Origin of the sequence: Pseudoroseicyclus aestuarii (genome assembly GCF_003217255.1) — a bacterium.
Taxonomy (GTDB): domain Bacteria; phylum Pseudomonadota; class Alphaproteobacteria; order Rhodobacterales; family Rhodobacteraceae; genus Pseudoroseicyclus; species Pseudoroseicyclus aestuarii.
On record NZ_QJTE01000003.1, the window covers coordinates 318,687 to 332,335 of the forward strand.

At 69.3% G+C, this 13,649-nt stretch carries 12 protein-coding genes; 7 read left to right on the forward strand and 5 right to left on the reverse strand.

Annotation, left to right across the window (positions count from 1 at the left end; all coding sequences use genetic code 11):
* Positions 1–35: 35 nt before the first annotated feature.
* The 3 genes from DFP88_RS10850 to DFP88_RS10860 form a co-directional block, all read right to left on the reverse strand.
* Positions 36–1,043, reverse strand: coding sequence for an ABC transporter substrate-binding protein (locus tag DFP88_RS10850; protein WP_425450835.1), 1,008 nt, complete (start codon positions 1,041–1,043; stop codon positions 36–38).
* Between the two features lie 137 nt (positions 1,044–1,180).
* Positions 1,181–1,882, reverse strand: a complete 702-nt coding sequence (locus DFP88_RS10855; RefSeq protein WP_110814504.1) for an HAD family hydrolase — start codon at positions 1,880–1,882, stop codon at positions 1,181–1,183.
* Between the two features lie 30 nt (positions 1,883–1,912).
* On the reverse strand, positions 1,913–3,817 hold the full coding sequence (locus DFP88_RS10860; protein WP_146227472.1) for a 5'-nucleotidase C-terminal domain-containing protein: 1,905 nt from the start codon (positions 3,815–3,817) through the stop codon (positions 1,913–1,915).
* A 110-nt stretch (positions 3,818–3,927) separates the two neighbouring features.
* Between DFP88_RS10860 and nudC the strand changes: the two genes are divergently transcribed.
* Both nudC and DFP88_RS10870 read left to right on the forward strand, forming a co-directional pair.
* The gene (nudC, locus tag DFP88_RS10865) at positions 3,928–4,926 is read left to right on the forward strand and encodes an NAD(+) diphosphatase (RefSeq protein ID WP_342767716.1); all 999 of its coding nucleotides are present in this window, start codon (positions 3,928–3,930) and stop codon (positions 4,924–4,926) included.
* Positions 4,927–4,948: 22 nt separating this feature from the next.
* Entirely contained in the window at positions 4,949–5,497 is a 549-nt protein-coding gene (locus tag DFP88_RS10870; protein WP_110814506.1) for an SRPBCC family protein, read from the forward strand.
* Here DFP88_RS10870 and DFP88_RS10875 read toward each other — a convergent pair.
* Positions 5,427–6,275 carry a prephenate dehydratase gene (locus DFP88_RS10875; protein WP_110814507.1) on the reverse strand — a complete coding sequence of 283 codons (849 nt, stop codon included), beginning with the start codon at positions 6,273–6,275 and terminating at the stop codon, positions 5,427–5,429. The genes DFP88_RS10870 and DFP88_RS10875 overlap by 71 nt on opposite strands.
* A gap of 128 nt (positions 6,276–6,403) precedes the next feature.
* On the opposite strand from DFP88_RS10875, the gene DFP88_RS10880 reads away from it, so the two are divergent.
* The 5 genes from DFP88_RS10880 (at position 6,404) to DFP88_RS10900 (ending at position 12,978) form a co-directional block, all read left to right on the forward strand.
* Positions 6,404–6,922, forward strand: a complete 519-nt coding sequence (locus DFP88_RS10880; protein WP_245904780.1) for a c-type cytochrome — start codon at positions 6,404–6,406, stop codon at positions 6,920–6,922.
* A 186-nt stretch (positions 6,923–7,108) separates the two neighbouring features.
* Positions 7,109–9,028: an extracellular solute-binding protein gene (locus tag DFP88_RS10885; RefSeq protein ID WP_110814509.1), complete on the forward strand. Its 1,920-nt coding sequence runs from the start codon at positions 7,109–7,111 to the stop codon at positions 9,026–9,028.
* A 1-nt stretch (position 9,029) separates the two neighbouring features.
* On the forward strand, positions 9,030–10,136 hold the full coding sequence (locus DFP88_RS10890; RefSeq protein WP_110814510.1) for a microcin C ABC transporter permease YejB: 1,107 nt from the start codon (positions 9,030–9,032) through the stop codon (positions 10,134–10,136).
* A complete protein-coding gene (locus tag DFP88_RS10895) occupies positions 10,136–11,398 on the forward strand; it encodes an ABC transporter permease (RefSeq protein ID WP_110814511.1) in 1,263 nt (420 codons plus the stop codon). Before DFP88_RS10890 ends, DFP88_RS10895 begins: the two co-directional genes overlap by 1 nt.
* Positions 11,395–12,978: an ABC transporter ATP-binding protein gene (locus DFP88_RS10900; protein ID WP_110814512.1), complete on the forward strand. Its 1,584-nt coding sequence runs from the start codon at positions 11,395–11,397 to the stop codon at positions 12,976–12,978. The genes DFP88_RS10895 and DFP88_RS10900 overlap by 4 nt, the downstream gene beginning before the upstream one ends.
* Here DFP88_RS10900 and DFP88_RS10905 read toward each other — a convergent pair whose 3' ends face one another.
* Positions 12,979–13,581, reverse strand: a complete 603-nt coding sequence (locus tag DFP88_RS10905) for a flavin reductase family protein (protein WP_110814513.1) — start codon at positions 13,579–13,581, stop codon at positions 12,979–12,981.
* Between the last annotated feature and the right edge of the window lie 68 nt (positions 13,582–13,649).

The window sequence follows — 13,649 nt, forward strand, 5'->3', positions numbered from 1 at the left end:
GTCGGCGGGAGCGGCGAGGGAAGGAGCCCCCGGCCTCACTCGCTCAGGTCAAAGCCGCCCTCGGGCAGCCAGGTCGCGTCGAAGAAGGTCGCAGCCTCGGGCGTTTCCTGAAAGTCGTAGACCGTTTCGGTCTGGGCGATCGCCTCTTCCATGCGGGCGGGGTCGATGATGCCGAAGCCGTTCTGCGCCACCCAATCCGTCAGCACGTTGTCGCGGATCGACAGCTCCAGCCGGCGCTGCTCGAGGTCGGCATCTGCGGCGGAGTTCCGCTCCAGCAGGGCCTCTATTGCGGCCTCGGGGTCGTCGATGGCATCCTGCCAGCCCTCTGCCACGGCGGCGAGGAAACCCTCGACCGCCTCGGGGTTCTCGGCCGCGAAGTCGGTGTTGACGAGGATCGCGTTGCCGTAAAGCGCGAGACCGTAGTCGGCCATGAGCATCACGGTCTGATCCTCGGGCGCCACGCCAAGACGCTCTGCGTTCAGGGTCGAGGTGAAGGAAAAGCCGGTGATCGCATCGACCTCGCCGGCGGCCAGCATCGGCTCGCGCGTCGGGAAGCCGACGGGCTCGACGGTGATGCTGTCCATGTCGAGGCCGGTCTCGGCGGCGAAGATCGGGAACTGCGCCCAGGCGCCGTCGGGCGGCGGGGCGCCGAGGGTCGCGCCGTCGAGGTCGGCGGGTTCCTCGATGCCAAGGCTCTTGCGGCCGATCACCGCGAAGGGCGGGGCGTCGTAGATCATCATCGCCGCCACCACCGGCGCGCCGGGGTTCTGGTCGAGAAAGCGCATCAGGCTGTTCAGATCGGCGAAGCCCACCGGGTAGGCGCCTGTCGCGACCTTGGGGATCGCGTCGAGCGAGCCGGAGCCGGCGGTGATCTCGACCTCTAGGCCCGCGTCGGCGAAATGCCCGTTGTCGATGGCCAGGAAATAGGGCGCCGCGGGCCCCTCGAAGACCCAGTCGAGCGCGAAGGGCATCGCGGTCTCCTGCGCGAGGGCCGGGCCCGCGAGGGCGGCGAGCGCGGCTGCGGCGGCAAGAGGGCGGATCAGGGTCATGGGATCATCCTTCGGCAGATCGGTCCCGACGATCCTGCGCCCCCGCGTCTCGGCCCCGCCAGACCGGCACTGCGCCCAGCGGATCGCGGTCTGGCGATGCCCAAGGAGAAGGCGCTGCGGCCCGCCTGTGCCTAAGTGTCGTGCAGTTGGTCTTTCGCAGCGAGGAGCGGGCCCAGCCCCGCGGCCGTGGCGCCCTCCGCCAGATCCCGCGCTGCGTAATGCGCCTGCCGCAGCGCCGCCTCGCCCGGCGGCGGCATGTGCACCACCGTCAGGCCGGCGGAATGAGCGGCCTGCGCCCCGGTGCCGCTGTCCTCGAAGGCGAGGCATCGGTCGGGCGCCACGCCCAGCAGGCGCGCGGCCTCGAGATAGGCGTCGGGCGCGGGCTTGGCCTCTGCGATGTCGTCGACGCTGACGAGGGTCTCGATCCAGCGCCCGAGACCGGCATGGCGCAGCTTCACCTCGGCCATGTTGCGGCGCGAGGAGGTGGCGATGGCCATCGGCAGGCCCGCGGCATGGGCCGCCTCGATCAGCGCCTGCGCGCCGCCCAGCAGCGGCAGCCCCTCGTCCTCGAGCCGGGCCTCGGTCCTCGCGTCCCAGTCGCGCAGGAAGCGCTCGCGGTCGATCTCGCGGCCAATCTCGGCCTCGACCCGGCGCATGCGCTCGGCGTCGTGAATGCCGGCCAGCGCCTCGAAGAAGCTGATCGGCAGATCGACGTCCTGATCGCGCAGGGCGGCGATGCCGGTCTCGTTGCAGAGGGTCTCGGTGTCGACGAGCGTGCCGTCGAGGTCGAAGACGATGGCATCGAAGGGTAGGGGGTCGGGGCGCTGCGGCATCGGATCCTCGCGGTCTGCTCGGGTCCGGGCCTAGCCGCGCGCCGCCCTGCTGTCGAGCGCGGGCGTGTCGAAGTGCAGCACGAAGCGCGAGAAGCCGTCGCGCCCGCCGGAGGTGGGGCACAGCCGGACCGGCGCCTCCTCCAGCCGGCTGACGGCGCCCGGGCCGCTGTCGAACCAGGCGCCGGTGCCGGGCAGGGGGGCAAAGCGCCAGACCTGGCGCGGATCGGGGCGCAGCGGCGCGGCGGCGATGTGGCGGCGCAGGATCTCGGGCAGGCGGCCGCCATCCTCGACGATCTCGCCAGAGCGCAGGGCCGGGGCCGCTGGATGCCCCGGCGCATGGCGGTGATCGTTGCTGGCGATCACCACGCGCTCCTCCGGGTCCAGCACCCGCCCGCGCCAGGAAATCGGGCCGACGCGACCGCCGGGCGAGGCGCTGGGATCGATCTCGTAGGTCAGGCCGTCGAGCACGTCGAAGCGGTAGCTCGGGCGGCTGAGATCCAGCAGCGGCTGGTCCATCCGGCCTCGGGTGATCGGCAGAAAGGCCAGCGCCGACCATTCCAGCCAGTCGCTGAGGACGCTGGCTCGCACGCAGCTGACCTTCAGCCGGTCGGCGAAGGGATACAGCTCGTGGGCGTGGCGGATCAGCAGCGGGCCGGACGGGATGTCGATGTAGTTGCCCGGCCCGGCCCGCCCGCCGGAGCGGAAGGGCGAGACGGCGACGACCAGCGGCAGCGCGGCCTCGGGCTGGCCCGTCAGCAGGTGCCGGGCGCGGTCGCGCATCGCATCGGCCAGCAGGCTGAGCGTGGCATCGGGCCCGACCAGCGCGAAGTGGCTGTGCAGGCGTGCCTCGGTTCGGCCGATCGGCGTGCGCACGAGGTTGAGGGTGCGGTGGTGGCAGCAGGCGACGCAGGCGCCGACGGCGGCGTCGATGCGGGGCAGCGCCTTGCTGGTCCCGGTCTCCGCGGCGCGACTCTCGTCGCTCTCGGCCGAAGGGATCAGCCGCGCGGCCTCTGTCCGGGTGCGCCAGCCCCGCTCCGTCATCTCCAGCACCAGGTCGAGCGCCCCGATATGAGAGCCGAAGAAGCCCGGCATCACCGCCGGCTTGCCGTGCAGCAGGCCGCGGGCGGCATCGACGACGCCGGCGGAGCGGGCCATCGGGCCGGGGAAGGTGAGATGCGTGTGCCCCAGCAGCAGCATGTCGATTCCCTCGACGGCGGCGAGGGGGATCGCGGCGTTCTCCATCCCCGGCTGATGGGTGACCGGGCCGATGCCGCTGTGGACCAGCGCGACAACGAGGTCGGCCCCCAGCGCGCGCAGCCGCGGCACCTCCTCGCGGGCCGAGTCGACGATGTCGCGGCTGGCGATCGCATCCTCGAGCTGGTGGCGCGACCAGGCCACGCTCTGCGGCGGGGCGAACCCGACGAGCCCGATGCGCAGCGGCTGGCGGCTGCCATCGCTGGCGCGCATCTCGCGTTCGATCACCACGCTGCGGCGCAGCGGCCAGCCCGAGGAGGCGCGCGTCGGCACGAGGTTGGAGCAGATGATCGGAAACCGCGCCTGCGCCACGGTCCGCCGCAGGAAGGGCAGGCCATAGGCGAAATCGTGGTTGCCCAGCGTGGCGGCATCGTAGTCCAAAACGTTCATCGCCGCGATCATCGGATGCGCCAGCCCCGAGCCCGCATCGGCGGCGACGAGATCGGCCAGCGGATTGCCCTGCAGCATGTCGCCGGTGTCGAACAGCAGCGTGTTGGCGCGGCGCTTCCGCTCCTTGCGGATCTGCAAGGCGGTGCGGGCAAGGCCGCGATCCGAGGCCGGCCGGTCGGCGAGATAGTCATAGGGCATGACATGCCCATGCAGGTCGGTCGTCGACAGAACGCACAGCTCGATCTCGGTGCCGAGCTTGCTCGGACGCTGTGGCTCGTGCTGTAACAACACTGGCTGGAACTCTCTCGCTGCGGCCTAGGCGTTCAACCATAGCGGGTAATTTTCATCCCGGAAAGGCACGTGCCGCCGGAATGTGCACTTTTTGAAAAGGAACTGCCGCGGTGAAACTGGCCGAGACTGTGACCTTCGGCGGCCTCGGCGAGGCCGCGCCTGCCTCCGCGCCCTGGCCGGGCCTTGCCCGCGCCGCCGAGCTGCGCGGGGACGAGGCTGCGCTGCGGGCGCTGGCGGGCCGCCCCGGGGCGCGCTGGATCGTCTTCTGGCAGGGGCGGCCACTGGTGCGGGAGGGCGGGCTGGTGCGGCTCCCGGCCGGGCACCCGGTGCTGCCCGAGGCGACGCAGGAGCTGTTCCTCGGCCTCGAGGCGGGCGAGGGGGTCTGGGCGCTGGATCTGGGCGCTTGGCAGCCGCCGGAGGGGCCTGAGGAGGCCGCCGATCCCACCCTGCGCGACGGGGCCTTGCCCGATGCCGTCCCGCATCCCGATCTGCCCGGCGCCGCCTTCACGGCGCTGCGCGCGGTGATGGCCGAGCTGGATGCCGCCGAGGCCGGGCAGGCCGCCGCGGCCAAGGCGGTGCTGGACTGGCACGTCTCGCACCGCTTCTGCGCCCGCTGCGGTCACGAAAGCGCGGCGCGCATGGCCGGCTGGCAGCGCGACTGCCCGGCCTGCGGCACGCATCATTTCCCGCGCACCGATCCGGTGGTCATCACCCTCGTCACCCGCGGCGACAGGGTGCTGCTGGGGCGCGGCCCGCGCTTTCCCGAGACCATGTTCTCGCTGCTCGCGGGTTTCGTCGAGCCGGGCGAGACCGTCGAGGCCGCGGTCCGGCGCGAGGTCTGGGAAGAGACGCGGGTGCAGCTGGGGCGCGTCGACTACCTCTCCAGCCAGCCCTGGCCCTTCCCGGCTAACCTGATGATCGGCTGCCACGCCGAGGCGCTGAGCGAGGAGATCACCCCCGATCCCACCGAGATCGTCGAGGCGCTCTGGGTCGACAAGGAGCGGCTGGCCCGCATCTTCGCCGGACGCGATCCGGAGATCCGGACGCCGCGGCACAGCGCGATTGCCGGCTTCCTGCTGTGGAACTGGCTGGCGGACCGCCTAGATTGAGGCGGCACGACCCGGAGAGACCATGAAGTTTGCCGCCAAGACCGAGATTGCCGCCCCGCAGCAGTTCGCCTTCGACCAGCTGTCGGATTTCGCCCGGTTCGAGGAGGCCATTCGCGCCCGAGGGGCCCAACTCCAGCGCCAGCCGGCGGAGCAGGGGCTTCTGGGCACGCGCTGGGACGGCGAGGTCGCCTTTCGCGGTCGCCATCGCGAGGTCGGCGCGGAGCTGACGCAGTGGGATCCGCCCGCCGGCTACGGCCTCTCTGTCGACAGCGGCGGCTTCGTCGGCGATTTCGTCCTGGCGCTGCGCCCGCTCGATGCGGCCCGCTGCGCGCTGAGCGTCGAGCTGGTGCTTGAGCCGACCTCCATGTCCGCGCGGCTGATGCTGCAATCGCTGAAGCTGGCGCGCGGCAACCTCGAGCGGCGCTTTTCCGACCGGGTTCAGGCGCAGGGGCAGGAGATCGCCGCGGCCTGGCGGGCGAAGGGCGCCCGAGGGCGGCGGCCTAGCCCCGCGCCACCTCGTAGCGGCGCTGGTCGGCGGGGAAGACGCCCATCAGCCGCAGGTGATCGGTGAAATAGTCCAGTTCCTCGAAGGCCAGCTGCATCGCGCGGTCGTCGGGATGGCCCTCGACCTCGGCATAGAACTGGGTTGCGGTGAAATTGCCGCCGACCATGTAGCTTTCCAGCTTGGTCATGTTGATGCCGTTGGTGGCGAAGCCGCCCATCGCCTTGAAGAGCGCGGCCGGGATGTTTCGCACGCGAAAGACGAAACTGGTCATCATCGGCCCCTTCCCGCGCCGGCGCAGGTCGAGATCGCGCGCCATCATCAGGAAACGGGTGGTATTGCGGTCGTGATCCTCGACATGGCGGGCCAGCACGTCGAGGCCGTAGACCTGCGCCGCCAGCTCCGATCCCATCGCGCCCTCGGCCGGATCGTTCAGCGTCGCCACCTCGCGCGCGGCGGCGGCGTTGTCGGCCCATTTCAGCGTCTCGAGGCCCTGCTCGCGCAGGAAGCCGCGTGCCTGGCCGAAGAGGATATCCATCGCCCGGACCCGCCGCAGCCCGTCCAGCCGCGCGCCGCGCGGTCCGAGCACGTTGATATGCACCCGCACGAAGGCCTCGCCGGTGATGTGCAGCCCGCTTTCGGGCAGCAGCTGATGCACGTCGGCCACACGGCCATAGGTGGAATTCTCGACCGCGATCATGCCCAGCTGCGCCTCGCCGCGGCGCACCGCGTCGATCGCGTCCTCGAACGTGGGGCAGGGCAGGGGCTCCATGCCCGGCTGCGCCTCGGTGCAGGCCTGATGACCGTATGCGCCGAGCTCTCCTTGAAAGGCGATGCGGCCTGTCACACCCGTCTCCTCCACGTTTGATGACAAAGCGGTCGATCGGTCGCGGCTCTACACCTTGCACCCAAGGCTTGGAAGCGGATAAGAGGCTTGAAACAGGGCCTAAGAGTGACCGCGACATGTTCGACACAATGACCGGAACCAAGCTTGTCGGCGCCGTCTGCGGTGCGCTGCTGGTGTTTCTCCTCGGTGGGTACTTCGCCGGAGAGCTCTACAGCATGGGCGGCCACCACCACCCCGGCGAAGAGGAAGAGCAGGCCTACATCATCCCCGTCGAAGAGACCGGCGGCGCCGCCGAAGAGGCCGCGCCCGAGGTTCCCTTCGAAGAGCTCTGGGCCAGCGCCGATGCCTCTGCCGGCGAAGCGGTGTTCCGCAACTGCCGCTCCTGCCACGCGCTCGAGGCGGGCGACAACCGCGTCGGCCCGACGCTTTACGACGTGGTCGGCCGGCCCGTCGACAGCGTCGAGGGCTACGCCTATTCCGGCGCCCTCGAAGAGGTCGTGGACGAATGGACGCCCGAGCACATCTTCGAGTTCCTGCACGATCCGCGCGGCTACGCGCCCGGCACCAAGATGACCTACGCCGGCCTGCCCAGCGCCGAGGACCGGGTGAACCTGATCGCCTGGCTCGAGACGAACCCCGGCGGCTGACCCCGCCCGCGGGCAAGGCTGCTTGGTTCGAAGGCGCCCGCGGGCGCCTTCTTTGCATTTGGTTAACCAAACGGCGCGCCTGATCCTTTCACGCATTCGCAACTTGAACACCGGGCGCAGGCGTCGTTAGCCTGCCCGTCATCCGGTGCCCCCGGGCCCATGGCCCCCCGTGTGAAGGAACGCCTCATGTCGTCTGCCGCCCGACGCGCCTGCACCCTTGCCCCCGCCCTCGCCGCGATCGGGGTCTACGCCCTCTCCTCGCAGCCTGTCCCGGCGCAGGAGGCGGACCCGGCGGCCACGCAGGCCGAAGAAGGCGGCGGCGAGGATGTCACCGTCTCCTACGGCTACACCAACTTCGGCGAGCTGCAGTATCCCGAGGACTTCGACCACCTGGCGTACGTCAATCCGGACGCGCCCAAGGGCGGCGAGATGAGCCAGTGGTCGCCCGGCGTCTTCGACAGCGTGAACCCCTATACGACCAAGGGCTCTGCCGTCGGCATCCAGACGGGCCTGATGTACGAGAGCGTGCTGAACGGCGCGGCGGACGACAACTACAGCGCCTACTGCTACATGTGCACGACGCTGGAATATCCCGCCGACCGCAGCTGGGTCGTCTTCAACCTGCGCGACGACGTGCGATTCTGGGACGGCACGCCGATGACCGCCGGGGACATCAAGTTCTCGTTCGAGCTGTTCCTCGAGCAGGGCATCCCCGAATTCCGGACCATTCGCTCCTCCTGGATCGACAGCATCGAGATCGAGGATCCGCACCGCATCCGCTTCAACTTCACCGAGGCCGCCCCGCCGCGCGACATCGTCACCTTCGCCGGGGGCATGCCCGTCTTCTCCAAGGCCTGGTTCGAGGAAAGCGGCACGCGTCTCGACGACACCACCTTCGAGCCCTTCATGGCGACGGGCCCCTACGACATCGAGAGCCTCGATGCCGGCCGGTCCATCACCTATGGCCGCGTGGACGACTGGTGGGGCGCCGAGGACAAGTTCAACATCGGCCAGTTCAACTTCGACACCATCCGGATCGAGTATTTCGCCGATTCCACCGCCGCTTTCGAGGCCTTCAAGGCGGGCGAGTACACCTTCCGCTCCGAGAATTCCGAACGTCTCTGGGCCACCGGCTACGAGTTTCCGGCGGTCGAGAACGGCTGGGTCGTCACCGAGGCGCTGCCTAACGAAGGGCTGGCCTCCGCGCTGGGCTTCACCTTCAACCTCGACGAGCCGCAGTGGCAGGACATCCGCGTGCGTGAGGCCGTGGGCCTGATGTTCAATTTCGAATGGTCCAACAAGTCCCTGTTCTACGGGCTGAACACCCGCGTGAACTCCTTCTGGCAGAACTCGGACCTCGAGGCAGTGGGCACCCCTTCCGAGGGCGAGGTGGCACTGCTGCAGCCTCTGGTCGAGGAGGGGCTGCTGGACGAGAGCATCCTGACAGACGAGGCGGTGATGGCGCCGGTCTCGAGCGAGCGGGCGCTGGACCGCGCGGCCCTCAGGCGCGCCTCGGCCCTGCTGGACGAGGCGGGCTGGACAGCCGGCCCGAGCGGCGCCCGCAGCAAGGACGGCGTGCCGCTGACGCTGACGATCCTGCAGTACAACCCCGAATACGACCGCATCGTGAATCCCTTCATCGAGAACCTCCAGCGTCTCGGCGTCGCGGCCCGGCTGGAGCGGGTCGATACCTCGCAATACGTCACACGGCGGGACGAGGGCGATTTCGGCCTTGCCAACCAGCTCTTCAGCCTGGGGCTGGAGCCCAGCACCGTTCTTTACCAGTGGTTCGGCAGCGCCACCGCCGGCGCCTCCTCGCGCAACCTGATGCGGCTGCGCAATCCGGCTGTCGACCGGCTGATCGAACCGGTCATCGCGGCCCAGACGCTGGACGAGCTGCGCACCTCGGTGCATGCGCTCGACCGGGTTCTGCGGGCGGACAGGTTCTGGATTCCGCAGTGGTACAACGACGAATTCTGGGTCGCTTACTACGACATGTACCGCCATCCCGAGACCCTGCCCGAGGGTGCGCTCGGCAGCCTGAGCCTGTGGTGGTACGACGAGGCGGCCGCGCAGGACCTGCGCGAGGCGGGCGCCCTGCGCTGATATGGCTGCCTATATCCTACGCCGCCTACTTCTGGTGATCCCGACCCTGCTCGGGATCATGGTGCTGAACTTTGCCCTGATCCAGTTCATCCCGGGCGGGCCGATCGAACAGATCATCGCCCAGATGGAAGGCGGCGGAGACGTCTTTCAGGGCATCTCGGGCGGCGGCAGCGGCCCGGTCATGGACGACACCGGCATCGGCGCCGGCGCCGGCAGCACGGGGTCGAGCCAGTATGTCGGCGCCCGCGGCCTGCCGCCCGAGTTCATCGCCGAGCTTGAGCGGGAGTTCGGATTCGACAAGCCGCCGCTCCAGCGCTTCGGCGAGATGATGTGGAACTACCTGCGCTTCGACTTCGGCGAAAGCTGGTTCCGCTCCATCTCGGTGGTGGATCTCGTGCTGGAAAAGATGCCCGTCTCGATCTCTCTGGGGCTGTGGTCGACCCTTCTGGCCTACCTGATCTCGATCCCGCTGGGCATCCGCAAGGCGATGCGCGACGGCTCCAGCTTCGACACCTGGACCTCGGGCGCGATCATCGTCGGCTACGCGATCCCCGGCTTTCTCTTCGCGATCCTGCTGATCGTCCTGTTCGCGGGGGGCAGCTACTGGCGCATCTTCCCGCTGCGGGGGCTGACCAGCGACAACTGGGAAAGCCTGAGCCTGCTGGGCAAGATCGCGGACTACTTCTGGCACATCACGCTGCCGGTGCTGGCGAGCACGATCTCGGCCTTCGCGACGCTGACGCTGCTGACCAAGAACAGCTTTCTCGACGAGATCAAGAAGCAGTACGTGATGACCGCCCGCGCCAAGGGGCTGACGGAGAACCGGGTGCTGTACGGCCACGTCTTCCGCAACGCGATGCTGATCGTGATCTCGGGCTTTCCGGCGCTCTTCATCGGCGTCTTCTTCGGCGGGTCGCTGATCATCGAGACGCTGTTCAGCCTCGATGGCCTCGGGCGGCTGGGCTACGAGGCGGCGTTGCAGCGCGATTACCCGGTGGTCTTCGGCACGCTCTTCGCGTTCTCGCTGCTGGGCCTCGTGGTCGGCATCCTGACCGACCTGACCTATGTGCTGATCGATCCGCGCATCGACTTCGAAAGGCGGGGCTGATGCGCGTCTCTCCCCTCACGCGGCGCCGCTGGCGCAACTTCCGCGGCAACCGCCGGGCCTTTGTCAGCCTGATGATCTTCGGCGTGCTCTTCGTGCTGTCGCTCTTTGCCGAGGTGCTGGCGAACGACAAGCCGCTCATGGTCTCCTACCGGGGCGAATGGCGCTTTCCGGTGCTTGAGTTCTACTCCGAGCGGGCCTTCGGGGGCGATTTCCCGACCGAGGCGGTCTATGCCGATCCCGAGGTGCAGTGCCTGATCGTCACCGGCGGGATCGAGGACTGCTTCTACGAGCCGGACAGGATGATCGCGGCCGTCGAGCAGGGCGAGACGCCCGAGATCCTCGACGGCGATCCCGCGCAGTTCGAACCCGGCTGGATGATCTGGCCGCCGATCCCCTATGCCTTCGACACCATCGTCGACCGGCCCGGCGTGGCCCCGGCGGCGCCGAACGTGATCGGCAGCTGGACCGACGCGGCGGGCGAGGGGCATTTCGGCCTGCTGCCCGCGGACCAGCGCGGCTACAACCTTCTGGGCACCGACGACACCAAGCGCGACGTGATGGCGCGGGTGATCTACGGCTTCCGCCTCTCGATCCTCTTCGCGCTGATCGTGACCGCCTGCGCCAGCGTGCTGGGCGTCGCGGCCGGGGCGGTTCAGGGCTACTTCGGCGGCTGGACCGACCTGATCTTCCAGCGCTTCATCGAGGTCTGGACCGGCCTTCCGTCGATCTACGTCATCATCATCGTCTTCGCGATCTTCGACCGGGGCTTCTGGCTGCTGGTCCTACTGTCGGTGCTTTTCGGCTGGCCCGCGCTTGTCGGCGTCGTGCGGGCGGAATTCCTGCGTGCCCGCAACTTCGAATACATCCGCGCGGCAAAGGCGCTGGGCGTGTCGAACGGCACGATCATGCGGCGGCACATGCTGCCCAATGCCATGGTGGCGACGGTGACCATGCTGCCCTTCATCGTCACCGGCGCGATCGGATCGCTGGCCGCGCTCGATTTCCTCGGCTTCGGCCTGCCCTCATCGGCCCCCTCGCTGGGCGAGCTGACGCTGCAGGCCAAGCAGAACCTGCAGGCGCCATGGCTGGGCTTCACCGCCTTCTTCACCTTCGCGATCATGCTCTCGCTGCTGGTCTTCATCTTCGAGGGGGTGCGCGACGCCTTCGACCCGCGCAAGGTCTTCACCGGCGGCACGAAGGTCCAACCCGAAAGCGAAGAGGTCGCGGCGCAGGATGCCGAGGCCGCGGCGGAGGCCCGATGACAGACCCCATCCTCGACGTGCGAAACCTGCGCATCGCCTTCCGGCAGGACGGCGCCCTCGTGCAGGCGGTGCGCGGCGTCAGCTTTCAGGTCGGCCGGGGCGAGACGGTGGCACTGGTGGGCGAAAGCGGCTCGGGCAAGTCGGTCACGGCGCTCTCTACCGTGCAGCTTCTGGGCGATACCGCGCAGCTGTCGGGCAGCGTGCGCTACGAGGGGCGCGAGATGGTCGGCGCGCCCGAGCGCGAGCTACGGGCCGTGCGCGGCAACGACATCAGCTTCATCTTTCAGGAGCCGATGACCTCGCTCAACCCGCTGCACACCATCGAGCGGCAGCTGCGCGAATCGATCGAGCTGCACTCGGGCCTGCGCGGCGCCGCGGCACGGGACCGCGTCGTGTCTCTGCTGGACGAGGTCGGCATCCGCGATCCCGAAAGCCGGCTGGCGAGCTATCCGCACCAGCTCTCGGGCGGGCAGCGGCAGCGCGTGATGATCGCCATGGCGCTGGCGAACGGGCCGGATCTGCTGATCGCGGACGAGCCGACGACGGCGCTGGACGTGACGATCCAGGCGCAGATCCTCGAGCTGCTGGCCGATCTGAAGACGCGCGAGGGGATGAGCCTTCTGTTCATCACCCATGACCTTGGCATCGTGCGGCGCATCGCAGACCGGGTCTGCGTGATGAAGGACGGCGAGATCGTCGAGCAGGGGCCGACCGCCGAGATCTTTTCGAACCCGCAGCATCCCTACACGCAGATGCTGCTCGCCGCCGGATCGACGGGCCTGCCCGCGCCGGTGCCGGAGGGCGCGCAGACGGTGCTCGAGACGGAGGGGCTGCGCATCTGGTTCCCGGTGCAGCGCGGCCTGCTGAAGCGGACGGTCGGCCATATCAAGGCCGTGAACGACGCGACCCTCACGGTGCGAGAGGGCGAGACCGTCGGCGTCGTCGGCGAGTCGGGCTCGGGCAAGACGACGCTGGCGCTGGCGGTGATGCGGCTGGTCGGCAGCGAGGGGGCGATCCGCTTCGACGGGCGCCCCATCGAGCGGCTGGCAGAGCGGCAGTTGCGGCCCCTGCGCTCCGAGATGCAGATCGTCTTCCAGGACCCCTTCGGCAGCCTGAGCCCGCGGATGACCGTGGCCCAGATCGTGGCCGAGGGGCTGGGCGTGCACGGCGTAGAGAAGGGCCGCGACAGGCGCGAGATGGTTGCCGAGATCCTGCGCGAGGTCGGCCTCGATCCCGCATTGATGGACCGTTACCCGCACGAGTTCTCGGGGGGGCAGCGGCAGCGCATCTCCATCGCGCGGGCGCTGATCCTGCGGCCGCGCCTGATGGTGCTGGACGAGCCGACCTCGGCCCTCGATCAGACGGTGCAGGCGCAGATCGTCGACCTGCTGCGCGCCCTTCAGGAAAAGTACCGCCTCGCCTATCTCTTCATCAGCCACGATCTCGCGGTGGTGCGCGCTCTCAGCCACAAGATCATGGTGATGCGTGCGGGCGACGTGCTCGAGGCGGGGCCGGCGGCGCAGGTCTTCGACGCGCCGCAGCACGCCTATACAAGGGAGCTTCTGGCCGCCGCGGGCTGATCAGCCGGGGCGCACCATCTCGAAGACCTCGGCGACGCTGGCATAATCGTTGTAGCCCAGCCGCGAGAGGGGGCGGTAGCGGGTGACGTCCAGCCGCCCCTCGACCAGCGCGGCATCGTCGATATGCACGCCGACCACCTCGCCGATGGCCATCCGGCTCGCGCCCCCCTTCAACTCGACGATCTGCAGCAGGCGGCATTCCAGCGCGGCGGGGGCGGCGGCAACGCGCGGGCAGTCGATCTCGGCGCAGTCCGCCTTCTCGAGGCCGGCCTCGGCGAACTCGTCCCGGTCGGCGGCGAAGGAGCCTGAGCTGACGTTCATCGCCTCGCGCAGCGCGTAGCCCGCGATATTGACGCAGAAGACGCCGGTGTCCTTCGCATTCGCAAGGCTGTCCTTGCCGAAATCGCGGTCGTCCTTGCCGCCGGTGGTCGAGAACATGACCTGCGGCGGCGTGTAGGCGACGGCGTTGAAGAAGGAATAGGGCGCGAGGTTGTCGCGACCATCCGTCCCGCGGGTCGAGATCCAGCCGATGGGGCGCGGCGCGACGATGGCGCCGAAGGGGTTGTGCGGCAGGCCGTGGCCCTCGGCCGGGCGGTAGAACATGGGCGTCTCCTCAATGCGGTCGGGTCGCAACCTAGGCCGCGCCGCCGCGCGCACCAGCCGGTGCCGGT

Coding starts and splice junctions, on each gene's coding strand:
- DFP88_RS10855 (WP_110814504.1), bottom strand. CDS start 1,882: ATGCCGCAGCGCCCCGACCCCCTACCCTTCGATGCCATCGTCTTCGAC.
- DFP88_RS10880 (WP_245904780.1), top strand. CDS start 6,404: ATGACCGGAACCAAGCTTGTCGGCGCCGTCTGCGGTGCGCTGCTGGTG.
- DFP88_RS10905 (WP_110814513.1), bottom strand. CDS start 13,581: ATGTTCTACCGCCCGGCCGAGGGCCACGGCCTGCCGCACAACCCCTTC.
- DFP88_RS10900 (WP_110814512.1), top strand. CDS start 11,395: ATGACAGACCCCATCCTCGACGTGCGAAACCTGCGCATCGCCTTCCGG.
- DFP88_RS10870 (WP_110814506.1), top strand. CDS start 4,949: ATGAAGTTTGCCGCCAAGACCGAGATTGCCGCCCCGCAGCAGTTCGCC.
- DFP88_RS10895 (WP_110814511.1), top strand. CDS start 10,136: ATGCGCGTCTCTCCCCTCACGCGGCGCCGCTGGCGCAACTTCCGCGGC.
- DFP88_RS10885 (WP_110814509.1), top strand. CDS start 7,109: ATGTCGTCTGCCGCCCGACGCGCCTGCACCCTTGCCCCCGCCCTCGCC.
- DFP88_RS10890 (WP_110814510.1), top strand. CDS start 9,030: ATGGCTGCCTATATCCTACGCCGCCTACTTCTGGTGATCCCGACCCTG.